Raw genomic sequence first — 26,037 nt, 5'->3', positions numbered from 1 at the left:
GAGATTCGGGGTGCCGACACTCGGGCCTGATGGTCAGGGGAAGGGTCTTCTACGTTCGTCTCAGAGTGCCGAGGTCGTTGGAACGAACGGTCGGGCGAACGCATGTCTGGCGGTCGTTGCACGCGACCAGCCTTGCTGGGCGTGGTTCAACGGGGGCAAGAGAGTCTCTCGCGCGATTCAAGCTGGGTGTTCAAAATGAAGTGGAGGGATCGCACTCTCGACGAGATTGCCGAACTGGTCTGCGGCAATGGTCCCGATGATGCGACCTACTTCCCATACCGCAGCAGCTACTACCTGACGCGCTTCTTCCGTGATGCGGATACCGACTACGCGCACGATGGATCGACGCGAAGTTTGTGGGTTGCCACGACGCTCGCTGAGATACTGAACGAGCCGCACCCAAACGCCCAAACGCCGCCCGATACCCTTTGCCGCGTCATTCGGACGTTGATGGACCCTGCCGATGCGAGAAACGAAGGGGCAGAGCGGTCAAATGCGTTAGCCGCGCTGAACATCCCGCTCTCGCGGGAAGGTTTTGAGGCTTTCTATGCCTCAGACAACCAGTGCTACCTCCGGCACATTGGAACAAATACGGTCGCCGCGCCTGCGGCCAACCCACACCGCCCGCTCTCAAAACTCGAAATCGAGCGGCGTGACTGGTTGAACCAGTATCTCGATCAAGCCAGTGAAGACGAACTAATTGAGGAGGTTCTCCTACCTCTTTTCCGCCAGCTTGGCTTTCATAGGATCACGGCGGCAGGGCACAGGGACAAGGCCCTCGAATACGGCAAGGACGTGTGGATGAAATACACCTTGCCGACGCAGCACATCCTCTACTTCGGCATACAGGCCAAGAGAGGGAAACTCGATGCTTCCGGCGTGAGCGGCGCGGCCAACTCAAACGTGGCCGAAATCCACAACCAAGTGACCATGATGCTTGGCCACGAGATTTTCGACCCCGAGGTTAGTCGACGAGTCTTGGTGGATCACGCCTTCATTGTGGCAGGCGGCCAAATTACGAAAGCCGCGAGGAACTGGATCGGGGGTAAGCTCGACCAAACGAAACGCAGTCAGATCATGTTCATGGATCGGGAGGACATCCTCAACCTGTTCATCGTCACGAACCTGCCGCTGCCGACCGGTGCGGTGCCTCAACCGGCACCGAAGGATGACGACGAGATACCCTTCTGAGAACGCATCTTCCTGCGACCCTCCACTGACAACTCGGACCCGTCCGCCAAGATGCCATTATCTCCGAAGAGCCTATCGCCCGGACTCAAGCCACTTCCCATCGTGGTCGAGAATGCCGAACGACTCCGCGAGATTTTATCGCGGCTCGATCAAATGACGGCTGACATCGGGACGGTGCGCGTCGGAAATAGCGTGGCGGCCAAGTATGACGAGATCGTCCAGCGGGCTGCACTGGTTCGCCAACGTGAAGCCCTCGATGCTGTGGTGACGCTTTGCGAAACGGGACATTCGGCTTTCGCCGTTTGCCTACTTCGCCCAGCCTACGAAGAACTCCTGTGGTTGGAATACCTCGCCAAGCACAAGGATGTGGCCAACGACTTGCTCATCAAGGCCGTCAAGCACGGCATCGCAGAGTCATTGGAAGCTCAGACTGACTTCATTGGCCGCGCGGCGATGCAGGAGTTGGGCTTCTCCATGCGCTTCGTGAAGGTCCGCCTCGCTGCCGATGGTGCCGTGGTCAAAGCTCTGCGAGAGCTTGGCGCGAAACTGGGATGGCGGCAGGGCGCCGACAGCCCAAGCGTCGCTTATCTGGCGAAGCAGGTGGGCCGAGAGAAGGAGTATCCCTACCTCTACCGCGCGACCTCGCGCTTCGTTCATTTCTCTCCGCATGAGCTTGTGAGGAGAGCTTGGGGCGATCCGAATGAGGTGAAAATCGGCTCCTCCAAGTTCGTGGGATATTGGTCAGCATTCGCGCTTCACTGGGGGCTGCGGATTTACGTCGAGACGTTCGCTGCCTGTGCTGACCTTGCCAATTTCCATGGGGCGGGGCCGAACACGCATGAAGAGTTGCTCGCCCTGATCGAGGCCTATGTTCCGCCGGTGCCAATCATCACGAGGGAAGAGCTTGAGTGGCCGTGGTCGGAGGCGAACTGATGCCCATGAGGTGCGACAGATCGAGCATCGGATAGTCCACCCGCTGCATCGCCTCGAACAGCGTCTTTGCGCGGAACCCTCGACCATAGGCCTCGGCGGTGAGCGTGCCCTCGGTGCCGCTACCGGAAGACCATCCTCCCAACGCCAGAGCTACATCATGGTCGATCCGGGCCTCACGCAGCGCATCGCGGAAGCAGTGGCGAAACGAGTGGAAGCATGTCTTCGGGCGCGTCGCCTTCGCCTTGTGGATGAAGCGTCGGAACCACTTGGAGAACGGGTCAGAGTAGTAGCCCGTGGTCGAAAGCGGCAGTTCGGGAAAGAGCTTCGCCGACTCGCTCCGACGAAGCTCATCCACGAAGTCCAAGAAGCCGATCTCGATTAGGCGCGGGTGGATTGGGACGAACCGTTCGCTCGTCGAGGTCTTGACCTTCTTGTCGGCACCGCCACCACTCGAACGGCTCGTGACGAGGAAACAATCCACCTCATCGACGCGCTGGATGTCGGCGACATCAAGCTGGCAGATTTCGTTCATCCGCATTCCTGAGAAGAGGGCGATGAGCGGCACCCAGAAGCGGGCGCGGCGCGGACGCGCGGGGCCGATGTCAGCGTAGCCGTGTTCATCGTCCACGCAGCCTCGATAGAGAGGGGCATGGAAGATCGCTCGAAGCTGGTCGTTCGAGAACGGGAGTCGCCGGTCGCGGCGATGCCTCGGATCGACGACCCGAAGGCCCCTCGCGGGGTTGCGGTCGATGTAGCCCTCGTTGACCGCGAAGTTCATCAGCGCGCTGAGGCACTTCAGATACGAGTTGATCGCGGCGTAGCCCAGCGTCGAGGTGAGCTTCTTGGCCTTCGCCATCTCAGAGGCTTCGACGGCGGTCATCTTGGGGAACCGCTTCTTGCTGTTGGTCGGTAGCCATCGAAGCATGTCCATCAACCGGCGACATGCTTCGCGGTCGATGGAGCGCAGCGGCGTATCCATCCCCAGCACCTCGCCGACGATGGGGATGGCGTTGTCGTAGATCATCCGCACCTTGTCGCCGCGCAACTTGGTTGCGTCGTTCAGAAAGATCGGGAGAAGCGTCCGTAGGGTCTTCTCTGGCGGCTTTGGCGGGTAGGGGGGCTCGACGGTTGCATCAGCGTTCTGAGTGGCTTCAGCGGCGATCTGAGGCCGATCTGCGCGGGGTTCACGCTCGCCCCGAAGGGCGACCTCAAGATCGTAGGCGACGATTCGAGCCTGCCTGATGGCCTCGGCTTTGTTGGCCGTCCCCAACGACCGCCAGACATGCGTTCGCCCGACCGTTCGTTCCAACGACCTCGGCACTCTGAGACGAACGTAGAAGACCCTTCCCCTGACCATCAGGCCCGAGTGTCGGCACCCCGAATCTCGCCGTGACCGTGACGACGGTGAAGAGGCCGTCTGGGACGGTTTGTGAACCACACTGGTGCAGCAGTCCGAGGGCCGAAAAGGCCTTTCGTCACAACGTGTTGACCCATCGTCGGAGGGGCGATTGTGAACCACGTTGGTGCAGCAAACAGGGTCGAGCGGCTCCCCGATGGGGAGAAACTTCAACCGTTTGAAAGTGTTGGAGAAAAATGGTGGATGCGACAGGGATTGAACCTGTGACCCCCTCGGTGTGAACGAGGTGCTCTCCCGCTGAGCTACGCATCCATCGGAAGGGATGCGCCTATAGCGTCTCGTTCGCCGCGGGGCAAGCCGGCAGTAGCTGCAAACAGGCGGCGGGCAGATCGGCGTAATGGTCGATCAGGATATCGGCCGCGAGCTCGGCCACGGGAACCTCGGTATAGCCGAAGCTGACCAGGATCAGGGGTACGCCGGCGGCCCGGGCGGCGCCGGCGTCGGGGGCGGCGTCGCCGATCATGACCGCGCGGTCGGGGCGGCCGCCGGCCCGGGCGATGGCGGTTTCCAGGTGGCGGCGGTCGGGCTTCTGGGCCGGGGCGGCGTCGGCCCCGACAATGGCCTCGAACAGGGATGAGAGGTTCAGGGCGTCCAGCAGATTGGTGGAAAGGTCCGTGCGCTTGTTGGTGCAGACCACCAGGCGCGCGCCGGCGCCGCGCAGGGTCTCCAGGGTCTCGACCATGCCGGGAAAGGGGACGCTCTCATCGGCGATATGGGCGTTGTAGCGGGCGATGAACCGCTCGAAGAGGCCGCCCATGGCGTCGTCCGAGATGGGCGCCCCGGCCTCGGTGAATCCGCGCTGCAGCAGCCAGCGGGCGCCCTTGCCGATGAAGGGCCGCGCCTCGGCCAGGGGCAGGGGGGCGTGGCCCTCCTCCTGCAGGATGACGTTCAGTGTGCCGACAAGGTCTGGCGCGGTGTCCACCAGGGTGCCGTCCAGGTCGAAGGCCAGACTCGCGCCGGCCAGGGCCGAGAGATCGAGGGGGGCGGCCATGGCGATGCGTCTCCTTTCGTCGAAACCTGTCGCCGTTTCGGCTAAACGCCCCATGATTGCAACGCCGTCGACTCGGGAAGGACCTCGCCCATGACCCCCAGCGCCCAACCGCGCGCCGCCGTCATCCTCGCCGCCGGCCAGGGGACGCGCATGAAGTCGCCGATCCCGAAGGTGCTGCACAAGGTGGGCGGCCGGACCATGCTCGACCGGGCCATCGATGCGGTGCAGGCGGCCGGCTGCGAGCGGATCCTGGTCGTGGTCGGGACGCAGGGCGCGGCGGTGCGCCAGGCGGTCGTCGCCCGGCTGGGCGAGGCCGCGGTGGTGGTCCAGGACCCGCCGCTGGGCACCGGCCATGCGGTGCTGGCCGCCCGCCCGGCCCTGCAGGACTTCGCCGGCGATCTGCTGGTGACCAACGCCGACTGCCCGCTGCTGGAGGGCAAGGACCTGGAGCCCCTGTTAGCCCTGCGCGCGCAAGGGGCGCAGATCGCGCTGCTCGGCTTCGAGCCGGCCGACCCCGCCCTCTATGGGCGGCTGATCCGCGGGGCCGATGGCCACGTCATCCGCATCGTCGAGGCCCGCGACGCCAGCGAGGAAGAGCGCCATGTCCGGGCCTGCTATTCCGGCATGATGGCCGCCGACGCCTGCAGCCTGTTCAACTGGCTGGACAAGGTGGGCAACGACAACGCCAAGGGGGAGTACTATCTGACCTCGGTGGTGGCCGTGGCCGTGGCGCACGAGGCCAATGTGCGGGCGGCCTTCGTGCCGGAAAGCGCGGTCATGGGCGCTGATTCGCAAGCCCAGCTGACGACGGCCGAGGCCATCTTCCAGCAGCGCCGCCGCCACCATTTCCTGAATGAGGGCGTCGCCATGCCGGCCCCGGACACCGTGCACTTTTCCTGGGACACCCAGATCGCGCCCGGCGCCACGATCGAGCAGTTCGTGGTCTTTGGCCCCGGCGTGAGCGTCGAGACCGGCGCGGTGATCCGGGCCTTCAGTCATCTCGAGGGGGCGAGCGTGGCGGAGCGGGCCCTGGTCGGCCCCTATGCCCGCCTGCGTCCCGGCGCGCAGATCGGACCTGACGCCCATATCGGCAATTTCGTCGAGGTGAAGAAGGTCGCCGTCGGCGCCGGCGCCAAGGCCAATCACCTGGCCTATCTGGGGGACGGGACCGTGGGGGCTGGGGCCAATATCGGGGCGGGGACGATCTTCTGTAACTATGACGGCTTCGACAAGTTCGAGACCCATGTGGGGGAGGGCGCCTTCATCGGCTCCAACTCGGCCCTGGTGGCGCCGGTGCGCATCGGCGCGGGCGCCTATATCGGCTCGGGCTCGGTGATCACCCGCGAGGTGGAGCCTGACGCCCTGGCCCTGGAACGATCGGCGCAGGTGGAAAAGCCCGGCTGGGCGCAGCGGTTTCGCGCCGGCAAACGCGCCAGGACCGCCAAGTCCTGAGGCCCTTGAGGCTTTCGGCCGTGGCCTTGCCGCCCGCAGGCGCCTAGAAGAAGACAAATGAGCCGCTTGCCTGGCCTGCGGCGAAATCCGGGATCAAGATGGACGCAGACGCACAGAAGAAGGCGGCCGGCGAGGCCGCCGCCGGCCTGGTGGAGGCCGGCATGGTCGTGGGCCTGGGCACCGGCTCGACCGCGGCCTGGTTCGTCAAGGCCTTGGCGGCGCGCAAGCTCGACGTGACCTGTGTCGCCACCTCGGTCGCCACCGCCGAGCTGGCCCAGGGCCTGGGCATGAAGCTGTCCGAGCTTGGCCCTGTGAAATCCATCGATCTCACCGTCGACGGCGCCGACGAGATCGGCCCGGCCCTGTCGCTGATCAAGGGCGGCGGCGCGGCCCTGCTGCGGGAAAAGCTGGTCTGGGAGGCCTCGCGCCGCTGCGTCGTCATCGCCGACGCCGCCAAGCGCGTGCCGGTGTTGGGGAGGTTTCCCCTGCCCGTCGAGGTGGTGGCCTTCGCCCATGAGACCACGGCCCTGCGGATCTGCGACGCCCTGTTGGAGTGCGACCTGGGCGTCGCCCCGCGTCTTCGGATGAAGGACGGCGCCCCGGTGCGAACCGACGGGGGAAACCTCATCTATGACGCAGCCTGCGGACGGATCGAGGATCCCGCGGCGCTGGCCGATGCGCTGAAGAGCGTCACCGGCGTGGTCGATCACGGCCTGTTCCTCGACCTGGCCGACATGGCCCTGGTGGGGACGCCCGATGGCGTCGTCACCGTCGAACCGTAAGGAGTGTCACCTCCGTGACCCAATACGACTACGACCTGTTCGTCATCGGCGCCGGCTCGGGCGGGGTGCGCGCCGCGCGCCTGGCCGCCCTCAGCGGCGCCCGCGTCGCGGTGGCCGAAGAGCACCGCGTCGGCGGCACCTGCGTGATCCGCGGCTGCGTGCCCAAGAAGTTCATGGTCTATGCCTCGGAGTTCGCCAGCCACTTCAAGCTGGCCAAGGCCTATGGCTGGACCGTCGGCGAAACCAGCTTCGACTGGCCGACCTTCCTGGCCGAAAAGGACAAGGAAATCGCCCGCCTGTCGGGGATCTATGTCACCAACCTGCAGAACGCCGGCGCCGAGCTGGCCCACGCGAAGGCGAGACTGATCGACGCCCATACGATCGAACTGGTGGGCAAGGACAAGACGGTCACCGCCGACAAGATCCTGATCGCCACCGGCGGCCGGCCCTGGGTCCCCCAGGACATGCCGGGGATCGAGCATGTGCTGACCTCTGATGAGGCCTTCCAGCTCGAGGACCTGCCCAAGCGGATCGTGATCGCCGGCGGGGGTTATATCGCCGTCGAATTCGCCTGCATCTTCAAAGGGTTGGGCGTGGATGTGACCCTGGTGCATCGGGGGCCGAACATCCTGCGCGGCTTTGACGACCATGTGCGCGCCCATCTGGCCGAGGAGCTGGAGAAGAAGGGGATCGACGTCCTGCTGGGCTGCCAGCACGAGGGCGTCGAAAAGACCGAGGCCGGGCTAGTCAGCCGCCTGTCCAGCGGCGCGACGCTGGAGTCCGATCAGGTGCTCTTCGCCCTGGGCCGGGCGCCCTATGTGGAAGGCCTCGGCCTGGAGAACGCCGGGGTCGCCCTGAAGGACGGCGCGGTGATCGTCGATGACTATTCCAGGACCAATGTGGACAACATCTGGGCGGTGGGCGACGTCACCGACCGCATCAACCTGACCCCGGTGGCGATCCGCGAAGGGGCGGCCTTCGCCCAGACCGAGTTCTACGACAACCCGACCACCTTCGATCATGAGATGGTCGCCTCGGCGGTCTTCTCCCAGCCGGCGATAGGCTCGGTGGGCCTGACCGAGGCCGAGGCCCGGCACGCCCACGGCAAGGTCGACATCTATCTCTCGCGCTTCCGCGCCATGAAACACGCCTTCGCCGGCGGGGACGAGCGCGCCCTGATCAAGCTGGTGGTGGACGAGAAGACCCAGAAGATCCTGGGCTGCCATGTTGTCGCCGCCGATGCGCCGGAAATTATCCAGATGGCCGCCATCGCCCTGAAGATGGGGGCCACCAAGGCCCAGTGGGACTCCACCTGCGCCGTCCATCCCACCCTGGCCGAAGAGCTGGTGACCATGCGCGAGAAATACATGCCGCAGGATCTGGGCGCGGTGGCGTGACGGCGCCTGGCTGGATCAGCGGACCGGGCTTCGCCCGTTGGTGCGGCTGGGTGCTGGCCTTCGCCGCGGTGATGACCGGCCTGCTGGGCTGGCTGGGCCCCCTGGGATTCGCCGTCCTGCTCAGCATCGTCGGCCTGCTGTGCCTTCCAGCCTTCCAGGTGAGCGAGGCCGACCGCCCCGCGGCCCTGGCCCTGCTGGTCCTGGTGATCTGGGCCTGCGGGTCGATCCTGTGGAGCCCCTACAGGCCTGACCCCCTGTGGAGCTCCAACGCCGTCAAGCTCGTCTGCCAGGGGCTGCTCTATTGGGCGGCCTATAGCGCCGTGCGCCGGGCTGCGCCCGAGGGTCTGCGCCGGGCGATGGTCATTCTGATGGTGGCGATCTCGGCCCTGGCGACCCTGATCATCGTCGAGGCGGTGACGGGAGCAGCCCTCTATCAGGCGGTCCGTCAGGCGATCGGCGACCCCATCCGCCCCGACCTCGCCGTCCGCAATGTCGCCCAGGGCGTCTTCGTCCTGGCCGTGCTCTGGGCGCCGGCCGCGCTGGTGGCGGTGCGGCTCGGCTGGTGGCGACTGGCCGTGCTGATGGCCGCTGCGATCGTGGCCGGCGCGGCGGGGCTGGCGGCCGATGCGCCGATCATCGCCCTGGCCGCCGCCAGCGCCGCGGGCGCCGCGGTCTACCGCTGGCCCAAGCGGGCCCCCCGGGGGCTGGCGGTGGCTGCGGCGGTCTTTTTCCTGACCGCGCCCCTGGTGGTCTGGGGGCTCCGCGCCCAGGGCGTCTACGGCCAGATCCACGAGATGGTCAGCCTCTCCTGGAGCATGCGCATGGACTATTGGAGCTATGCGGTCGACTGGATCGGCGACAAGCCCCTGCGCGGGTGGGGGCTGGACGCCAGCCGCATGTTCGGGCCCGGCATCCGCCTGCATCCCCATAACGGCGCCCTGCAGATCTGGCTGGAGCTGGGGGTGATCGGGGCCGCCGCCGCCACCGTCTTCTGGGTCGCCATCTTCCACCGGCTTGAACGACCGCAGGGCGACCTCGGCGCAGCGGCCGGCGCGGCCGCTGCGGTCAGTTATCTGACCTTCGCCGCCGTCAGCTTCGGCGTGTGGCAGGAGTGGTGGCTGGCCCTGGGCGCCCTGGCCGTGGTCGCCTGCGCGGGCGCCCAGCGGCTGCCGGTGCGGGCGGCGAAGGCCGCGACGGCGCAGGCTGCGCGCAGAGCATCGACCTCGCACCCCATATCGGAGTAGAAGGCGCGTCTTTCATTCCTTGCGGGACCCTGGCCCGCCTTGCCTCGCCACTGTGGCGATGCGGAGTTGCAGACCGATGAGCGAGACCTGGAAGCCGTCCTCCTGGCGCGCAAAGCCCGCCAAGCATATTCCGGAGGACTATCCGGACGCCGCGGCGGTGACACAGGTCGAGCAGACCTTGCGCGGCATGCCGCCGCTGGTGTTCGCCGGTGAGGCGCGGCGGCTGAAATCCCTGCTGGGCGATGTGGCCGAGGGCCGCGCCTTCCTGCTGCAGGGGGGCGACTGCGCCGAGAGCTTCAAGGAATTCCACGCCGACAATATCCGCGACACCTTCCGCCTGATCCTGCAGATGGCGGTGGTGCTGACCTTCGCCGGCGGCAAGCCGGTGGTGAAGGTGGGCCGGATGGCTGGCCAGTTCGCCAAGCCGCGCTCCTCGCCGGTGGAGAAGATCGGCGATGTGGAGCTGCCCTCGTACCGCGGCGACAACATCAACGGCATGGAGTTCACGCCCGAGGCGCGCGCGCCCGATCCGGAGCGCCTGCTGAAGGCCTACGCCCAGTCCTCCTCGACCCTGAACCTGCTGCGGGCCTTCGCCGGCGGCGGCTATGCCGATCTCTACAACATCCATCGCTGGACCCTGGGCTTCGTCAATGACAGCCCGCAGGGCGCCCGCTATCGTGAGCTGTCGGAAAAGATCAGCGAAGCCCTGACCTTCATGGCCGCCATCGGCGTGACGCCCGACAGCCATCCCGACCTGCACCGGGTGGAGTTCTTCACCTGCCACGAGGCCCTGCTGCTGGGCTTCGAGGAGGCCATGACCCGCGTCGATTCCACGTCTGGCGACTGGTACGACACCTCGGCCCACCTGCTGTGGATCGGCGAGCGGACCCGCCAGCTGGACGGCGCCCATGTGGAGTTCTGCCGCGGGGTGAAGAACCCCATCGGCGTCAAGGTCGGCCCGACCGTAGAGCCGGACGAACTGCTGCGGCTGATCGATGCGCTGAGCCCGTCCAATGAGGCGGGCCGCCTGACTCTCTATGGGCGGTTCGGCCACGACAAGATCGAGGGTCGCCTGCCGCGCCTGATGCAGGCCACCAAGGCCGGCGGCCGCAATGTGGTCTGGGCCATCGATCCCATGCACGGCAATACGCTGACCGCGGCCAATGGCTACAAGACGCGCCCCTTCGACCGCATCCTGTCGGAGGTGAAGTCCTTCGTCGAGGTCGCCAAGGCCGAGGGCGTGCACCCCGGCGGCGTCCACCTGGAGATGACCGGCCAGAATGTCACCGAGTGCCTGGGCGGGGCCCGAGCCCTGACCGAGGGCGACCTGGCCGACCGCTACCACACCCATTGCGATCCCCGCCTCAATGGTGAGCAGGCTCTGGAACTGGCCTTCCTGGTGGCCGAAAAGCTCAAGGAAGACCGGGTGGACATGGCCCGCCGCGCGGCGGTCTGAGACGTTCCGGGGCTGTGGCCCCGGGGCAACCCCCTGAGCGGTATTTCGGGCGGCGGTCGCGCCGGCCTTGCCAGGGGCTGGCGCGACGCCCACCTTCCGCGCCTCTTTGACATCTGGTGACAGCCATGGCCGGACCTGCGGCCCCTCCTGCGCCCGCCGTGGCGGCGCGCCTCAGCCCCGTGCGTCTCGACCTCGCCCAGCTCCTGAAGCTGTCGGGGCCGGTGGTGCTTGCCCGCCTGGGCATCATGACCATGGGCCTGATGGACGCCATCGTGGTCGGTCGGTACTCCGCCGAGCATCTGGGTTTCCACGCCATGGCCTGGGCGCCGACCTCGGTCGTTCTCACCATGGCCATCGGCCTGCTCACCGGCGTCCAGGTGATGACCGCCCGCGCCGTGGGGGAGGGGCGCCCCAACGAAAGCGGCGCGGTCCTGCGCCGCGGCCTCGTCTATGGGCTGTGGATTGGCCTGGCCAGCATGGTCACGCTTGCGGGACTAGGCCCCTTGGGCCTGGCGAATATTGGGCTGAGCGAGACTCTTGCCTCCGGCGCGGCCTGGCCGGTGATCGTCTTCGCCCTGTCCCTGCCGACCTATGTGATCTCGTGCGCCGCCAGCTTCTGGCTGGAGGGGCTGTCGCGGCCGGTTCCGGCCATGCTGCTGATGTGGGCGGCCAACGCCGTCAACCTGGTCTTCCTGCTGCTGCTGGTGCCCGGCGCCTTCGGATTGCCGGCCCTGGGCGCCACGGGCGCGGCCTGGGCGACCTTCGGGGCGCGCGCCTTCCTGATGATCGGTCTGCTGGCCTATATCGCCCTGATGCGTGACGCCCGCGCCCTGGGCGTGTTCGCCAAGCCGGCCCGCGATCCCCTGGCCGAGGCCGAACAGCGCAAGATCGGCTATGGCGCCGGCGCGTCGAACTTCTTCGAGGTGGCGGCCTTCGCCTCGCTGAACGTCGTGGCCGGCTGGATCGGCGTGCTGGCCCTGGCCGCCTGGACCGTGGTGCTGAACGTGGTGTCCCTGGTCTTCATGGCTCCCCTCGGCCTGGCCGCCGCCACGGCGGTATTGGTCAGCAGCGCCTATGGCGCCCGGGAGCGGGACGGGGTCGTCCGCGCGGGTCTGATCGGCTTTGGCGTCACCGCCGTCTTCGGGGTTGTCGTGTCCCTCGTGATCTGGCCGGCGGCGCCCTGGATCGCCGCGGCCTACACCACCGATCCGCAGGTGATCGCGGTGGCCGCTGCGGCCCTGGCGCTATCCTGCCTTTTCCTGCTGGCCGACGGCCTGCAGGTGGTGATCGCCCAGGCGCTACGGGCGCGCGGGGACGTCTGGCTACCCACCTTCACCCATCTGACCAGCTATATCCTGATCATGATGCCGCTGGCCTGGTGGCTGGCCCTGCCCATGGGCATGGGCGTGACCGGCCTCGTCTGGGCCGTAATCATCGCCAGCCTGATTTCAGCCGGCCTGCTGGGGTGGCGGTTCTGGCGGTTGTCACTCCGGCCGCTCTAGGCGATCAGCGGCCGACGCCGAGGATCCAGCCTTCTTCGCGCTCGGCGTCAGCCAGCACGGCCTCGTCCACCCCGGGCGGAGCGGCGAACAGCTCGGCGAGCTTGCCGGCTTCGTCCAGGCGGGCGAAATGCTCGGCCGTCTCGCGCACCTGCACCAGGTCCTTCACCTCGCCGGGCGGGGCCTTGATGTTCAGCAGGGACGGATAGATCTCGGCCACCACCGCCTCGACCCCTTCCAGGTCGGCTGCGGTCAGGGCCTTGAAGCCGGTTTCGAACGGCCAGAGGCGCACCGCGTCGCCGCGGGCCGCCTTCAGGCGCCTGACCGCCGGAATGCCCAGCAGGGCCTGACCGCCCACCGAGCCGTTGTAATAGAGCTTCCAGATCGAGGCGGCGCCCTTGGCGGCCACGTCGGCATGGCGGAACTCCGGCAGGTCGTCGGGACCATGGGGCCGCGTGCGCTTGGGCTGCAGGGTGGTCAGGGCGTCCTTGGGCGGACAGCCCCAGAAGGGGAAGGGGCCGCCGGTCAGCCGCCGGTTCAGCTCCGAGCCCACGCCGAAGCGGTTGTTGGTATTGTCGGCCTTGTCCTTGACCATCTTGTCGATCTGGGTCCAGACCGCCGGCCAAGGCGGATCGCCGGCCAGGTTCAGGCCGGCCGCAAACCCCCGGGGGAATCCCAAGGGAAAGTCGAAGCCGACCAGGGCGCGCTCGCCCCGCTTCTTCAGATCATCAAGGATCGTCCCCAGCAGCTTCTCGGCCTCGCCGCGGGTGGACGGATTGTGGGACTCGAACGACATGCGGAAGCGCACGTCGCGCTTGAGCACGCCGATCCAGACGGAATCGGTCCCCGTGCCCGGCTTGGCCGCCGCGCTCCAGTCGACAATGAGGTAGGCGCTGAAGAGGCGCGACACGGCATGGCTCCGACGGATGGGGAGGGGGACTTGCCTGCTTGTAGACCTTCCGCCGGGACCGGCCAATGGCGCGGTCGTTCACAAGACACACAAGATGGCTATGGTGCGCCTTCGTTCGGTTCCGGAGATTCCCCGATGAGAGCAGTCCTGTTCGCCGCCCTGGCCGCCACCCTGGCCCTGGCCGCCTGCGGCCAGTCGTCCGACACCGCCAACACCGCCGCCGCCCCGGGCGCCGAGGTCGAGGCCGTCCCGACGGGGCCGGAACTGAGCGGGGTCGGCGTGCTGTCCTCCCTGGAAGGCCGGACGGCGGCGATCGATCATGAGGCGGTCGAGGGCGGCCTGGCGGCCGGTCGAACCGAATTCCGCGCCTACGCCACCGTCCTGGCCGAAGCGCCCCTGGAGCCCGGCTCGCGGGTGGCGTTCAAGTATCAGGACGCCGAGCCCATGCCGGTGCTGACCGAGCTCAGCGCCCGCTAAGGTCTGGAGCGACGGCGCGGGCCGTCCGGGCTGTAGCGTCCGCCTTGCGGATCATGGTAGGCGGCCGGCTATGCAAAGGCCGGAGTTGATATGAGCGAGACCCTGCGAGGCGGCGTCATCGGCGCCGGCGTTTTCGGGACCTATCACGCCCGGCAGTATGCCCGCCTGCCCGGCGTCGCCCTGGCCGCTGTGCTCGACCCCCATCCGGAGCGGGCGGCGGCCCTGGCCATGCCCCTGGGCGGCCGGGCCTTCACCGATCTCGACGCCTTTCTGGACGCTGTCGATGTGGTGACGGTGGCCTCGCCGGCGCCCTGGCACACCGAACAGGCCCTGGCCGCGGTCAAGGCCGGCAAGTCCGTCTATGTGGAAAAGCCCATCGGCATAGACGTCGCCCAGGCCGAGGCCCTGGCCGCCGAGGCCGCCCGCCGCAACCTGGTTGTCGCCTGCGGCCATCAGGAGCGGGTCCTGTTCCAGGTGATGGGCCTGTTCGACATCCCCGCCCAGCCCCTGCGGCTGGAGGCCGTGCGGCATGGCACGCCCTCGGAGCGGAGCCTGGACGTCTCGGTGGTGCTGGACCTGATGATCCACGACCTGGACCTGGCGCTGGCGCTTTCCAAGGCCGCGCCGGTCACCGCCGAGGGCGAGGGCGCGATCCTGCACAGCGAGTCCTGGGATGTCGCCCGCAGCGAGGTCACCTTCGACGATGGCTTCACGGCGATCTTCGACGTCTCCCGGGCGGCCGAGGCCCGCAGGCGGACGATGAAGCTGGTCTATCCCACCGGGGAGTTGGAGATCGACTTCCTGACCCGGGAATTCCGCAACACCACCGGCTTCCCCCTGAACCCGGACTTCGCCGAGACCCCGGCCGCCAAGGACACCCTGGGCGCCAGCATCGAGGCCTTCCTCGCCGCCGTCCGCGGCGAGGCGCCGCGCCCCGTAGTGACCGCCGATGAGGCGATCCGCGCTCTGGATCTGGCCCTGGCCGTCGAGCAGGGGCTTTCGCCGGCCTGATCCCTGATGGCGTCGAGATGCGACGCAATCGCAACAATTGACTTGCCAGCCCCCTGATCACTGAGGCAGCAATGCGACTGCGAAGCGGTCGCATATTGTGGCCGTCCCGGGGGATATTATGCGGCGCACTCTGATGATTTCGGCGGCCCTGACCGCTCTGGCTTCCGGCGTTCAGGCGCAGGACGCCGAGGTGAGCGAGGTTGTGGTGACGGGGCGCGCCCAGCAGCTCTACCGGAGCCAGGAGGCGCAGGTCGGTCGCCTGCCCACGCCGCCGCTTGAGTCCAGCCAGGCGGTCCAGGTCATCAACGCCGAACTCATCGCCGACCAGGGCGCCCGCGACGCCCAGGACCTATACCGCAGCATTTCCGGGGTCAGCTTCTTTTCCTATGCCGGCGTCACCGCCCGCGGCTTTCGCCAGGAGGAGATCTTCTTCGACGGCCTTCGCGGCGACCCCTATGCCGGCTTTTCGGTGCCGCAACTGTTCAATGTCGAGCGGGTGGAGTTCCTGAAGGGCCCCGCCGGCATGCTCTACGGCCCCGGCGCTCCGGGCGGGCTGTTCAACTATGTGACCAAGAAGGCCGAGGATCCCTTCTCGGCCAAGGTGTCCGCGGTGGTCGGGACCGAGGCCCGTTACGGGGCGTCGGCCGAGATTAACGGCGCCTTGCCGGCGGAGGGCGTCGCCGGGCGCCTGGGCGCCTTCTATGAGGAACAGAATACGCCGCGGGTGAACGCGCGCTCCGAAATCCTGATCCTGGATGGGGGGTTGAAGTTCGACCTGCCGGTGGGTGAGTTGAATCTGCAGGCCACCTATTATGATCAGAACCTGCCGGGGAACCGTCTGCGGGGCGTGCCGACCGACAATCTGGGCGTCTTCCTCACCGACCGTCGCTGGAACCACAACGAGCCGGACGACTTCCTGCGGCTCGAGGCCAGCGTCGTGCAGGCCAGCTGGGCGGCGCAGGTCAGCGACTCCCTGACCCTCAACGCCGCGCTCCGCTACACCGAGGGCCTGGAGACCCAGAAATACCATGAGCCCTTTGGCCTGGCCGACACCGACGGCGACGGGGTGCTCGATACGTCGCGACGGCAGTACCGAGATCAGGTCCGGGACCAGTCCAACTGGTCGGCGGGCGCCAATCTGATCTGGACCTTCGATCTGGCGGGGGTGGAGAGCCGCCTGCTGGCCGGCGCCGACTGGTTCACCAACGACCTTGAGTTCCAGAGCCGCGGCGTCAATGGGACCTTTGTGACGAGCGCCACCGCCCCGACGCCGCTCAGCCTGTTCAATCCCGTCTATGACGTTACGCCGGTCAGCAATTACGCGCTGCCGGCCTACACCGTCTCGCTGACCGAGTCAGATCGGGCAGGGGGCTACCTGCTCTATGAGGCGACGGTCGGAAACCTCATCGGGACAGTGGGCGCCCGCTATGACAGCTTCGAAGATGTCTCCGGCGCCGCGGGCTTCGAGGATGAGGCCCTGACCTGGCGTACGGGCCTGGTCTATCGGGTCCGGCCTGACGTCTCGGTCTATGGCCAATGGGCGCAGAGTTTCGAGCCACAGGGCTCCGCCAACCAGACGCCGTTGGCCGGCGGCCCCTTCGACCCCACCGAGGGCGAGATGTTCGAGGGGGGCCTGAAGACGGAGCTCATGGGCGGCCGCGTGCAAGGCGGCGCGGCGGTCTATCACATCACCAGGACCAACATCCTGCAGGCCGACCCCCGGGGCGATGTCGGGGGTGACGGGGTGAACGACCTCGTGGCCTTCGGCGAGATCACCAGCAAGGGCCTCGAGATCGATGTCGCCGCCGATGTCACGCCCAACTGGGTCGTGACGACCTCCTATGCCTATAACGACACCCGCATCACGGCCGACAACGGGCGCACCGCCGTGACCAACAGCGTTGGCGACCGCTTCGCCAACGCCCCGGAGCACACGGTCGGCTTCTGGACTCGCTACCAGTTCCCGGACCTCGGTCTCGCCGTCGCCCTGGGCGGCGACTATGTGGACGTGCGGCGCTCGCTCTCGGACCAGAAGGTGCGGCCCTATCTCGTCTTCGACGCCTCGATCATCTATACGCGCGGCCCCTGGCGGACCCTGCTGCGGATTGACAACCTGACCGACGAGGTCTATGCGGCGTCGGGCTTCACGGACCGCACCGGCCACTTCCCCGGCGCCCCGCGGTCGGTCTTCCTCGAGCTGTCCCGGGCGTGGTAGCCGTCGACGAAGGCAGGCCTCTCGCGAGGCCGCGCCCCCGGAAAAAGGTCTCCAGGGTCTGGTGGGAGGTCCACCAGTGGGCCGGGCTGAAGTTCTCCATCCTGCTGAGCTTCATCCTGCTCACCGGAACCCTGGCGACCCTGAGCTCCGAAATCGACTGGCTGCTGCGTCCCGCCATGCGGGTCGATCCGGCCACCGTCTCGACTGAGGTCAACTGGGCTGCGGTGGCGCGCACGGCGGCGGCGCAGGCGGGAGAGGGGCGGGTCATCAGCCTGGAAGGCCCGACAGATCCGTGGTTCGCCGCCACCGCGATCCTGGAGGCCCCCGACGGGGGCCTCTCCTTCGTCTACGCCCACCCGACGACAGGGGCGTTTCAGGGCGAAGGTCATTGGGTCAGCGCCCAGCGCATCCTGCGCAACATGCATCGGCATCTGATGATGCCGGTGGCCATCGGCGTGCCGATCGTATCGTCCTTGTCCTTCCTGCTGGCGATCAGCCTCGTCACGTCCTTTGTCGTCTACAAGAAGTGGTGGCGGGGCTTTCTGAAGCCCATCCGGCTCAATGATCTGCGCACCGCCCTGGGCGACTTTCATCGGCTGGCGGGCCTGTGGAGCCTGTGGTTCGTCGTGCTGATGATCCTCACTGCGCTCTGGTATCTGGCGGAACAGACGGCGTTCCGCGCGCCGAACCTGCCCTCGGCCGAGGTCGAGGCGAGCGGCCAGGACATGGCCGGACTGGCCAGGCGCCTGCCGCAAACCCTGACCGCCGCACAGATCGCCAATCCCGAACTGAGGATCGAACGGATCCTGTTTCCCACCGCCAAGTCCGGCGCTTTCGTCCTGCAGGGGCAGGACAAGGCGATCCTGGTGCGCGCCAGGGCCAACGCCGTGTGGGCCGAGGCCGACACCGGCGAGGTTCTCCTGACCACCGACGCGCGGGATCTGAACCTGCACCAGCGACTGTCGGAAGCGGCTGACCCGCTGCACTTCGGAACCTGGGGCGGGCTGACCACCAGGATCATCTGGTTCCTTTTCGGCCTGGCGCTCACCGGACTGTCGGTGTCAGGGGTGGCCATCTACGCCCTGCGCCTGATCCGGGCCGAACGGCGGGAGCGGCGCTGGGGACCGGCCCTGGCGGTGAGCTGGGCCGGCATGGGGGTCTGGCGGTGGCCCGCCCTGATCCTGGTGATCATCGGCTTTCTGTTGATCCCGTCGGTCTTCCTGCAGGCCTGAGCTTTCGATGACCGCCGACCTCGCCTAGGCTGGGGTCCTGTCCATCAGGAGCGCCCCATGGCCGACGCCTATGACTTCGCCTTCCAAGCCATCGACGGGGGCGAGCTGCCGCTGACCACCTTCAAGGACAAGGTCGTCCTGGTGGTCAACACCGCCTCGAAGTGCGGACTGACGCCGCAGTATGAGGGGCTTGAAAAGCTCTATGGCGACTATCGCGACAAGGGTCTGGTGGTGCTCGGGGTCCCCTCCAACCAGTTCGCCGGACAGGAGCCCGGGACTGAGTCCGAGATCGCGGAGTTTTGCGCGACCACCTTCGGCGTCGACTTCCCCCTGACGGCCAAGACCGACGTGAAGGGCGAAACGGCCCATCCCTTCTATCAATGGGCCAAGGCCGAACTCGGCGAATCCGCCGACCCGGCCTGGAACTTCCACAAGATTCTGGTGGGCAAGGATGGCCGGCTGATCCGCGCCTTCGGTCCGCGCACCGAACCCATGGATCCAGAGGTTGTCGGCGCCGTCGAAGCCGCCCTCTAGACACGTCGGGGACAGGTTCGCCTGTCCCCGTTACCCCGACTCCCCAAAACTTCATCGCCCCGTCGCGGGCTTGTCATCCCCCCGGTTCAGAGCGGCCCGGTCGAGAGAGCTCGACCACGAATCGGGGATAGAAGATGTATCGGAACGGTCTCAAGCGCGGTCTTTTGGCGACGGCGGCTTTCACTCTGGCCATGGGCCCCCTGACGGGGCAGGCCGCCGCGGACGACGCCTCCACGGTGGATGAAGTCATCGTCACCGGGACACGGGAGCTGGGTCGAACCCAGTTCGAGACCCTCGCCCCCGTCGATGTCCTGTCTGAAGAGATGATCCAGGCCTCGGCCACCGCCCAGCTCGGCGAGAACCTGGCGCAGCAGATTCCCTCCTTCATCGTGCAGCGCCTGCCGACCTCCGATGGTCTGCAGTTCGTGCGTCCCGCCACCCTGCGCAGCCTGTCGCCTGACCAGACCCTGGTCCTGGTGAACGGAAAGCGTTTCCACCGCTCGGCCTTCCTGGGATCGCGGGGCGCGCAAGGGGCTGACCTGGCCCAGATCCCCTCCTATGCGGTGAAGCGGATCGAGGTGCTGCGGGACGGCGCTTCGGCCCAATATGGCTCCGACGCCATCGCCGGGGTCATCAACATCATCCTCAATGACCAGCCGGGCGTGCGCGGCTTCGCCCAGGCTGGGCAATTCGCCGAAGGCGACGGCGTGACCTATCGCGCCGGCGTGCAGGCCGGCGTCGAGATCGGTTCGGCCAACTTCAACCTGACCGCCGAATGGTCGGACGCCGAGGCCACCTCGCGCTCCCGCCAGCGGCAGGACGCCATCGATTTCCAGGCGGCCAACCCGACTCTGGAGGTCCCCGACCCGGTGCAACGCTGGGGCAATCCCGACCTGGAGACCCGTGCGCTCGGCCTCAATACGGTGGTCGACACCGGCGCGGCCGGCGAGTTCTATGGCTTTGTCACCTATACCGAGACCGAGGGCGTCAACGACATCAACTGGCGCAACCCCGCGGCCAATCCCGGCATCTATGGCGTCACTGCGGCCTTCCCGGGCTTTGACCTTCGCAGCATCTATCCCGCCGGCTTCACCCCCATCGAGGGCGTCGAGTCCCAGGACTATCAGACCCTGGCCGGCTTCCGGGACGTGACGGGGGACTTCACCTGGGATCTGAGCGCCGCCTATGGGCGCAACGACACGGCCTTCTCCCTCAACAACACCGTCAACGCGTCGCTCGGCCCCAACAGCCCGACCGATTTCGATCTGGGCCGGCTGGTGCAGTCGGAGTTCAACCTGAACGCCGATGCGGTCTACCGCATGGATATCGGCGCCCTGGCCGCGCCGCTGAACCTCGCCTTCGGCGCCGAGCGCCGCGTTGAGATCTATGCGATCCGCCCGGGCGACCCTGAGTCCTATGCGGTCGGCCCCGGCGCGGCCTTTGGCCTGGCGCCGGCCTCCAACGGCTTCCCGGGCTTCAGCGACATCCAGGCGGGCGAATGGGAGCAGGAAAGCTACGCCGCCTATGTGGATGTCGAGGCCCAGCTGACGGAAGCCTGGAGCCTGGGCGGCGCGCTCCGCTATGAGGACTTCTCGGAGTTCGGCGACACGGTGAACGGCAAGATCGCCAGCCGCTACGCCCTGACCGACAATCTGGCGCTGCGCGGCGCCTGGTCGAGCGGCTTCCGCGCCCCCACGCCGGGCCAGCTGAACTCCACCAGCACCTCGCAAGGATTGGACACGGTGACCCTGCAGCTCTTCACCTCGGGCCGCCTGTCGCCGACCAATCCGGTGGCGGCGTTCCTGGGCGCCGAGCCTCTGGAGCCGGAAACCTCCGAGACCCTCACCGCGGGCCTGACCTGGCGCACCGACCTGGGTTTCTCCGGCTCCATCGACGCCTATCAGATCGATGTCAGCGACCGCTTCTCGTCTTCGGCCGCTGTCACCGTGACCCCGGCCATCCGCGCCCAGCTGGTGGCGGCCGGCGTACCCGGCGCCTCGGCCTTCACCCGCATCAGCTGGTTCGCCAACGACTTCGACACCCGCACCCGCGGCGTCGATGTGGTGGGCGCCTATGACCGCGACCTGGGGCCGGGCCGGCTCAACCTGACGGGCGCCTATAACTACAACCAGACCGAGGTCACGGCCGGCTCCATCGCCGCCAATCCGACCCAGCAGCGCCTGTTCGAGGAGTCCCGGCCGCAGCACAATGCGACCGCCTCGGCCACCTATGGCGTTGGGCCGTTCGAGGTCCTGGGGCGCATGCGCTACTACGGCTCCTGGACGGACTCCACCGGCAACGCCACCGGTGACATCTTCCAGGACTTCGGGGCGATGACCTTCTTCGACCTGGCGCTGAGCTACGCCCCGTCGGAGTTCGTCACCATCCGGATCGGGGCCGAGAACGTGCTGGACTCCTATCCCGACGAGGCGGTGTTCCAGGCCAGCCGCGGGCTCGTCTACTCGCGGAACTCGCCCTACGACACCAATGGGGCGATGTACTACCTGCGCCTCGACACCAGCTTCTAAGGGCGCCCGGCCATGACGAAACTCACCCGCCGGGGCGTGGTCGCCGCGGGCCTCGCCCTGGGCGCAGGCTCAAAGGCCCTGGCCGGCCCCGTCCCCGCGGGGGGGATCGTCATGGCCGCCGACGAGACGTACTGGGCGGGGATCGCCGCCCAGTACGACGTCGCCTCCGACGTGATCCAGCTGGAGAACGGCAACTGGGGGATCATGGCCCGCCCGGTCCTGGCGGCCTATGAGCGCCACCAGGCGATGGTCAATCGCCGCAACTCCTACTATTCGCGCCGGGAGTATGGCGGCGACCTGGCCAGGATCCGCGCCCGGGTGGCCGCCAATCTGGGGGTGGAGCCGGAGGAGATCGCCTTCACCCGCGGCGCCACCGAGGCCCTGCAGGCCCTGATCGGCGGCTACAACCGGCTGAAGCCCGGCGACCAGGTGCTGATCGCCGACCTCGACTATGACTCCATGCAGAGCGCCATGGCCTGGCTGCGGGATCGCCGGGGCGCCGAGCTGGTTCGCATCAACCTGCCCGAACCCGCCACCCGCCAGGGCCTGATCGACGCCTATGCCGCGGCCCTGGACGCCAACCCCAAGCTGCGGCTGATGCTGCTGACCCAGGTCAGCCATCGCAACGGCCTGCAACTGCCGGTGGCGCAGATCACCGCCCTGGCGCGGGCGCGCGGGGTCGATGTGATCCTGGATTCCGCCCATGCCTGGGGGCAGGTGGCGACGAAACTGCCGGAACTAGGCGCCGATTTCGTCGGCCTGAACGGCCACAAGTGGATCGGCGCGCCCATCGGCGTGGGCGTGCTCTACATCGCCAAGCCCCGCATCCCCGACATCGACCCCTTCATGGGGATCGACGATCACCATCCCGAAGACGTCCGCCTGCGGGTCCACACCGGCACCTCGAACATGGCCGCCTATCTGGCCATGGAGGATGCGCTCGACTTCCATGAGGCCATTGGCGCGCCGGCCAAGGCCGCGCGGCTGACCCATCTGCGTCGCCTCTGGACCGAGCCCCTGCGCGGTGTTCAGGGCTTGCAGGTCCTGACGCCGGAGGATGACCGGCTGGGCTCGGCCCTGGGCGCTTTCCGCCTGCGGGGACAGACGACGCCGGCCCAGAACAATGAGCTGGCCAGGCTCCTGCTGGAGCGTTTCGGCGTCTTCACTGTCGCCCGGCACGGCCTGGCCAGCGGCTCCTGCGTGCGGGCGACGGTCAGCCTGTTCACCCGTCAGGCCGAGGTCGAACGGCTTGTCCAGGCGCTGCAAACCCTCGGCCGGGCCTGACGGGGCGAGGCGCTCGCCCTTGGCGACTCCCCTTGCGAGGGGCTAGGGAGGGGCCTTCGCCAGGCTGGGCTTGAGGGGCTTTTCGTGAGTATGCGGCGTCTGGGCCTGATCGGCGGCATGAGCGCCGAAAGCACGACCACCTATTATCAGCTGCTCAACCAGGGGGTTCGCGCGCGCCTCGGCGGCCTGCACTCGGCCGAGCTGCTGCTGTGGTCGGTGGATTTCGCCCCGATCGCCCAGCTGCAGGCGGCCGGCGACTGGGCCAGGGCCGGCGCGCAGCTGGCCCAGGCCGCCCATGTGCTGGAGCGGGCGGGCGCCGAGGCGGTGCTGATCTGCGCCAACACCATGCATCTGGAGGCCGACGAGGTCGCCGCGGCCATCTCCGTGCCCCTCATCCATATCGGCGACGCCACGGCCCAGGCTCTGACAGCCCTTGAGGTGAAGCGCCCCCTGCTGCTGGCCACCCGCTTCACCATGGAGGAGACCTTCTACCGCGACCGCCTGGAGCACTACGGCCTCGAGCCCATGATCCCGGGCGAGGGGGCGCGGGAGCGGCTGCACGCCATCATCTATGACGAGCTGTGCCAGGGGGTGATCGATGTCGGCTCCCGCACCGCGGTTATGGCGATCATCGAGCGTGGCCGGGCCGAGGGCGCCGACAGCGTGATCTTCGGTTGCACGGAACTTGGCCTGCTGCTGGAGGCCGATGCGGTGGGTCTGCCAGTGGTGGATTCGGCCCTGGCCCATGTGAATGCGGCTCTGGCCTTCGCCCTGGCGGACCAATCGCCTCAAGGCAGGGCGGCGACTCCGAACAGATAGGGGTGGCCGAGCAGCAAGCCGGCGTAGACGGCCAGCGCCGCCAGGGGCCGCCACAGGCCGATCTCGCCCAGGTTCAGGGACTGGCGCTGGGCCAGGATGGCGGCGAAGGGAATGTTCGAGGTCTGTTGGGCGAAGGCGTCCCACTTGGGTCCCAGGGCCCGGCGACGCTTGGAGTCGATGCTGGTGGTGCCGGCCAGGGCCAGCACCAGCAGGGTGCCGAACAGGGTCATGCTGGCGCGGTCGCCGTTGACGATCAGATGACCGCTCGCCCAGATGGCGACCCCCCAGAGGAAGGGGTGCCGGGTGATCCGCAGCATGCCTTTCACCGCGTCATCCCGGTCCAGGACGCCCTCCTGCTTGACGCTGGTGGGATTGGGCGTGGTCAGGCCGATGACGATGAAGACGACGGCGATAAGCTGCAGCAGGATCTGAGTGTGGCGCGTGGCCGGCCCGACCCCCCAGTAGACGGTGTTCCAGACCTCGCCGCGGGCCTGGCCATAGGCGAGGATCATCCAGGTCAGGCCGGCGATGGAGAGCAGCGAGAACAGGCCCATATAGGGGCCTTCGCCGATCCTGCGGACGACGCCGTCACGGACGCTGGTTCCGGAGATCAGCAGATGGATCATGACGAAGAAGGCGGCGGCGGCGGTCAGCTGGATCATCTGGCGCTCTCAAATTCGGCGCTGAGCATCCGCCGATGGATTTACAGCGTCAAGTAAAGGCTTCGTCCTCGTCGCCCTCAAACAGGTCGCGGGTGCGGGGCTCCCGCGGCGGCTCGCGCCGCGCGGCCGCAGCCGGGCGCGGGGACGGCTCGGCCTCTTCGTCCCAGGGCGGTGCGTCTTGGGGGGCTGGCGCGACCCGTTGGGGCTGGGTTTGAACCTGGGGCGGCGGGGCGGGGGGCCGGGGCGGGGCGGCCCGACGCAGGATGGCCTCGACCCGGGCGATCCAGCGGTTGGCCTCCTGGATGGCTTCGGCCGGCGATGGCGCCTTGCGGCGGGCCTCATCACCCGGCGACCACATGGCGATTTCGAAATCGGGATAGCGGGCGTCGTCAAAGACCAGTCTCAGGGTGATCTGGCCGCCGCCCGGCGTCGTCCGCTCCAGGGCGCGACGGGCCTCGCCGCGATAGGCGCGGGCGCGAACCTCGCCATCGACGATCAGCTCCGCGCCGACCAGCTCATCGATTCGATAGACCAGGCACCAGGCGCCCTGGTCCCAGGCCACGGCGGCGAGGTTGCGGGCGAAGTTGAAGCCGACGCCTCGACCATTGGCGACGATCACCGCGTCGGCGGGAAGTTTGAGGACGTGACGAAAGGCCCGGCGAATGCGCCGCTCCTCGTCCATGAACCATATGGCGGCGCTGCCGGCGAAGGTCACCGCCGTGCCCGCCAGGGCCAGCCACAGAAGGAGGCGCGCCGTCTCGTCCATGGGAAAAATCTAACCCCGTTCGCCGCAGCCGAGAAGCCGCTTAGAGGTCGAGCTCGATGACCAGGGGCACGTGGTCCGACGGCTTTTCCCAACCCCGCACGTCGCGATGGATGTCGCAGGCCCGAAGCAGGTCGGCGGCCTGGGGCGAGAGCAGGGCATGGTCGATGCGGATGCCGTGATTCCGCTGCCAGGCGCCGGCCTGATAGTCCCAGAAGGTGTAGGCGCCGGGCGCCCCGTCGGCCTGCAGATAGGCGTCGGCCAGGCCTAGCCACTTCATCGCCCGGAAGGCTTCCCGGGTGCGGGGCTGGAAGAGGGCGTCGTCGGTCCACCGCTCCGGGTGCTCGGCGTCGCGGGGCTCGGGGATGACATTGTAGTCGCCCATCAGGGCCAGGGGCTCCTCCAGGGCCAGCAGATCCTGGGCGTGACGGTGCAGCCGGCCCATCCAGTCGAGCTTGTAGTCGTACTTCTCCGTGGTCACCGGATTGCCGTTGGGCAGATAGATCGAGGCCACACGCACGGGCCTGGGGCCGGACACAACGGCCTCGATATAGCGCGCCTGCTCATCGCTCTCGTCGCCGGGCAGGCCGCGCCGCACGTCCTCCAGCGGGGTCTTGGAGAGGAGGGCGACGCCATTATAGGTCTTCTGGCCGAGGACCTCGACATTATAGCCAAGGCGTTCAAAGGCTTCGGCGGGGAACTTCTCGTCGACGCACTTGATCTCCTGCAGGCAGGCGACGTCGGGCTGGGCCTCTTCGAACCAGCGGACCACCGTCTCGATCCGCGCATTGACGGAGTTCACGTTCCAGGTGGCCAGGCGCATCGCGGTCTCCAGAGGTCGGGCGAAGCGCGAAGCTAAAGGCGCGACCGCTCCGGCTCAACGGAATTGGCGGCGGATTTCAGATCGAGAAGCTGACGCCGCAGCCGCAGCTGGACTTGGCGTTGGGGTTGCGGATCTTGAACTCCGCGCCCACCAGTTCGTCGACGAAGTCGATCTCCGAGCCCTTGAGCATGATCAGCGACATCTCGTCGACCAGGGCCGCGGCGCCATCGCGTTCGATGCGCAGATCGTCCGGCTCGGCGGCGTCCACCAGGTCGAGCTGATATTGGAAACCAGAGCAGCCGCCGCCCTCGACCGCGACGCGCAGCATGATCGGCTTGCCTTCGGTCTGGCTGATCGCCTTGAGCCGTTCGGCGGCCGCGGCGGAGAGGGTGAGATCGACTGTGGTCATGACCTGTT

General features: G+C 67.6%; 24 protein-coding genes and 1 tRNA gene. 17 read left to right on the top strand and 8 right to left on the bottom strand.

Going from position 1 to position 26,037, the window contains the following annotated elements:
• Positions 1 to 29: 29 nt before the first annotated feature.
• From Q7S93_RS19015 to Q7S93_RS03195, 3 genes are all read left to right on the top strand, one after another.
• Positions 30 to 260, top strand: coding sequence for a DUF6538 domain-containing protein (locus Q7S93_RS19015; RefSeq protein WP_370652058.1), 231 nt, complete (start codon positions 30 to 32; stop codon positions 258 to 260).
• Positions 196 to 1,191 carry a hypothetical protein gene (locus tag Q7S93_RS03200; RefSeq protein ID WP_304712131.1) on the top strand — a complete coding sequence of 332 codons (996 nt, stop codon included), beginning with the start codon at positions 196 to 198 and terminating at the stop codon, positions 1,189 to 1,191. The genes Q7S93_RS19015 and Q7S93_RS03200 overlap by 65 nt, the downstream gene beginning before the upstream one ends.
• Positions 1,192 to 1,293: 102 nt before the next feature.
• Positions 1,294 to 2,124 carry a DUF5677 domain-containing protein gene (locus Q7S93_RS03195; RefSeq protein ID WP_304712130.1) on the top strand — a complete coding sequence of 277 codons (831 nt, stop codon included), beginning with the start codon at positions 1,294 to 1,296 and terminating at the stop codon, positions 2,122 to 2,124.
• On the opposite strand, the gene Q7S93_RS03190 is transcribed toward Q7S93_RS03195, so the two are convergent.
• The 3 genes from Q7S93_RS03190 to gph all read right to left on the bottom strand — a co-directional run bounded on the left by Q7S93_RS03190 (position 2,081) and on the right by gph (position 4,532).
• On the bottom strand, positions 2,081 to 3,481 hold the full coding sequence (locus Q7S93_RS03190) for a DUF6538 domain-containing protein (protein ID WP_370652056.1): 1,401 nt from the start codon (positions 3,479 to 3,481) through the stop codon (positions 2,081 to 2,083). The two genes, Q7S93_RS03195 and Q7S93_RS03190, sit on opposite strands and share 44 nt — an antisense overlap.
• 237 nt (positions 3,482 to 3,718) lie before the next feature.
• A tRNA-Val gene (locus tag Q7S93_RS03185) sits at positions 3,719 to 3,793 on the bottom strand.
• Positions 3,794 to 3,809: 16 nt separating this feature from the next.
• Complete coding sequence (gene gph / locus Q7S93_RS03180; protein WP_304712128.1) at positions 3,810 to 4,532, bottom strand: phosphoglycolate phosphatase; 723 nt, start codon at positions 4,530 to 4,532, stop codon at positions 3,810 to 3,812.
• Between the two features lie 90 nt (positions 4,533 to 4,622).
• Here gph and glmU point away from each other — a divergent pair, with 90 nt between their 5' ends.
• From glmU to Q7S93_RS03150, 6 genes are all read left to right on the top strand, one after another.
• Positions 4,623 to 5,984 (top strand): bifunctional UDP-N-acetylglucosamine diphosphorylase/glucosamine-1-phosphate N-acetyltransferase GlmU, encoded by a 1,362-nt coding sequence (gene glmU / locus Q7S93_RS03175; protein WP_304712127.1) that lies wholly within the window; start codon positions 4,623 to 4,625, stop codon positions 5,982 to 5,984.
• A 98-nt stretch (positions 5,985 to 6,082) separates the two neighbouring features.
• Entirely contained in the window at positions 6,083 to 6,766 is a 684-nt protein-coding gene (gene rpiA, locus Q7S93_RS03170) for a ribose-5-phosphate isomerase RpiA (RefSeq protein WP_304712126.1), read from the top strand.
• Between the two features lie 14 nt (positions 6,767 to 6,780).
• Complete coding sequence (gor, locus tag Q7S93_RS03165) at positions 6,781 to 8,163, top strand: glutathione-disulfide reductase (protein WP_304712125.1); 1,383 nt, start codon at positions 6,781 to 6,783, stop codon at positions 8,161 to 8,163.
• Positions 8,160 to 9,407, top strand: coding sequence for an O-antigen ligase family protein (locus Q7S93_RS03160; protein ID WP_304712124.1), 1,248 nt, complete (start codon positions 8,160 to 8,162; stop codon positions 9,405 to 9,407). The genes gor and Q7S93_RS03160 overlap by 4 nt, the downstream gene beginning before the upstream one ends.
• A 76-nt stretch (positions 9,408 to 9,483) precedes the next feature.
• Positions 9,484 to 10,863: a class II 3-deoxy-7-phosphoheptulonate synthase gene (locus tag Q7S93_RS03155; protein WP_304712123.1), complete on the top strand. Its 1,380-nt coding sequence runs from the start codon at positions 9,484 to 9,486 to the stop codon at positions 10,861 to 10,863.
• A 125-nt stretch (positions 10,864 to 10,988) separates the two neighbouring features.
• Positions 10,989 to 12,365 (top strand): MATE family efflux transporter, encoded by a 1,377-nt coding sequence (locus tag Q7S93_RS03150; protein ID WP_304712122.1) that lies wholly within the window; start codon positions 10,989 to 10,991, stop codon positions 12,363 to 12,365.
• Positions 12,366 to 12,369: 4 nt separating this feature from the next.
• Here the strand turns inward: Q7S93_RS03150 and Q7S93_RS03145 are convergent, their stop codons facing one another.
• A complete protein-coding gene (locus Q7S93_RS03145; RefSeq protein WP_304712121.1) occupies positions 12,370 to 13,272 on the bottom strand; it encodes a cobalamin biosynthesis protein CbiG in 903 nt (300 codons plus the stop codon).
• 135 nt (positions 13,273 to 13,407) lie between these two features.
• Here Q7S93_RS03145 and Q7S93_RS03140 point away from each other — a divergent pair, with 135 nt between their 5' ends.
• From Q7S93_RS03140 to Q7S93_RS03105, 8 genes are all read left to right on the top strand, one after another.
• Positions 13,408 to 13,749, top strand: a complete 342-nt coding sequence (locus Q7S93_RS03140) for a lipoprotein (protein WP_304712120.1) — start codon at positions 13,408 to 13,410, stop codon at positions 13,747 to 13,749.
• 90 nt (positions 13,750 to 13,839) lie between these two features.
• Positions 13,840 to 14,760 carry a Gfo/Idh/MocA family protein gene (locus Q7S93_RS03135; protein ID WP_304712119.1) on the top strand — a complete coding sequence of 307 codons (921 nt, stop codon included), beginning with the start codon at positions 13,840 to 13,842 and terminating at the stop codon, positions 14,758 to 14,760.
• A gap of 118 nt (positions 14,761 to 14,878) precedes the next feature.
• Entirely contained in the window at positions 14,879 to 16,975 is a 2,097-nt protein-coding gene (locus Q7S93_RS03130) for a TonB-dependent siderophore receptor (RefSeq protein WP_304712118.1), read from the top strand.
• Entirely contained in the window at positions 16,969 to 18,207 is a 1,239-nt protein-coding gene (locus Q7S93_RS03125) for a PepSY-associated TM helix domain-containing protein (RefSeq protein ID WP_304712117.1), read from the top strand. Before Q7S93_RS03130 ends, Q7S93_RS03125 begins: the two co-directional genes overlap by 7 nt.
• Before the next feature lie 57 nt (positions 18,208 to 18,264).
• Positions 18,265 to 18,741: a glutathione peroxidase gene (locus Q7S93_RS03120; protein ID WP_304712116.1), complete on the top strand. Its 477-nt coding sequence runs from the start codon at positions 18,265 to 18,267 to the stop codon at positions 18,739 to 18,741.
• Between the two features lie 134 nt (positions 18,742 to 18,875).
• On the top strand, positions 18,876 to 21,269 hold the full coding sequence (locus tag Q7S93_RS03115; RefSeq protein ID WP_304712115.1) for a TonB-dependent receptor plug domain-containing protein: 2,394 nt from the start codon (positions 18,876 to 18,878) through the stop codon (positions 21,267 to 21,269).
• 12 nt (positions 21,270 to 21,281) lie between these two features.
• Positions 21,282 to 22,553, top strand: coding sequence for an aminotransferase class V-fold PLP-dependent enzyme (locus tag Q7S93_RS03110; protein ID WP_304712114.1), 1,272 nt, complete (start codon positions 21,282 to 21,284; stop codon positions 22,551 to 22,553).
• 90 nt (positions 22,554 to 22,643) lie between these two features.
• Positions 22,644 to 23,372 carry an aspartate/glutamate racemase family protein gene (locus tag Q7S93_RS03105; RefSeq protein ID WP_304712132.1) on the top strand — a complete coding sequence of 243 codons (729 nt, stop codon included), beginning with the start codon at positions 22,644 to 22,646 and terminating at the stop codon, positions 23,370 to 23,372.
• Here Q7S93_RS03105 and Q7S93_RS03100 read toward each other — a convergent pair.
• The 4 genes from Q7S93_RS03100 to erpA form a co-directional block, all read right to left on the bottom strand.
• Entirely contained in the window at positions 23,342 to 24,034 is a 693-nt protein-coding gene (locus tag Q7S93_RS03100; protein ID WP_304712113.1) for an NnrU family protein, read from the bottom strand. The two genes, Q7S93_RS03105 and Q7S93_RS03100, sit on opposite strands and share 31 nt — an antisense overlap.
• Positions 24,035 to 24,083: 49 nt before the next feature.
• Positions 24,084 to 24,800: a hypothetical protein gene (locus tag Q7S93_RS03095; protein ID WP_304712112.1), complete on the bottom strand. Its 717-nt coding sequence runs from the start codon at positions 24,798 to 24,800 to the stop codon at positions 24,084 to 24,086.
• Between the two features lie 40 nt (positions 24,801 to 24,840).
• Positions 24,841 to 25,620 carry an exodeoxyribonuclease III gene (gene xth / locus Q7S93_RS03090; RefSeq protein WP_304712111.1) on the bottom strand — a complete coding sequence of 260 codons (780 nt, stop codon included), beginning with the start codon at positions 25,618 to 25,620 and terminating at the stop codon, positions 24,841 to 24,843.
• A 76-nt stretch (positions 25,621 to 25,696) separates the two neighbouring features.
• Positions 25,697 to 26,029, bottom strand: coding sequence for an iron-sulfur cluster insertion protein ErpA (gene erpA / locus Q7S93_RS03085; protein WP_300573711.1), 333 nt, complete (start codon positions 26,027 to 26,029; stop codon positions 25,697 to 25,699).
• Positions 26,030 to 26,037: the final 8 nt, after the last annotated feature.

The sequence above is a fragment of the Phenylobacterium sp. genome (assembly GCF_030646615.1).
GTDB lineage: Bacteria > Pseudomonadota > Alphaproteobacteria > Caulobacterales > Caulobacteraceae > Phenylobacterium.
Note: the sequence above shows the minus strand (reverse complement) of the source record. Positions and strands in the feature narration are given on the sequence as shown.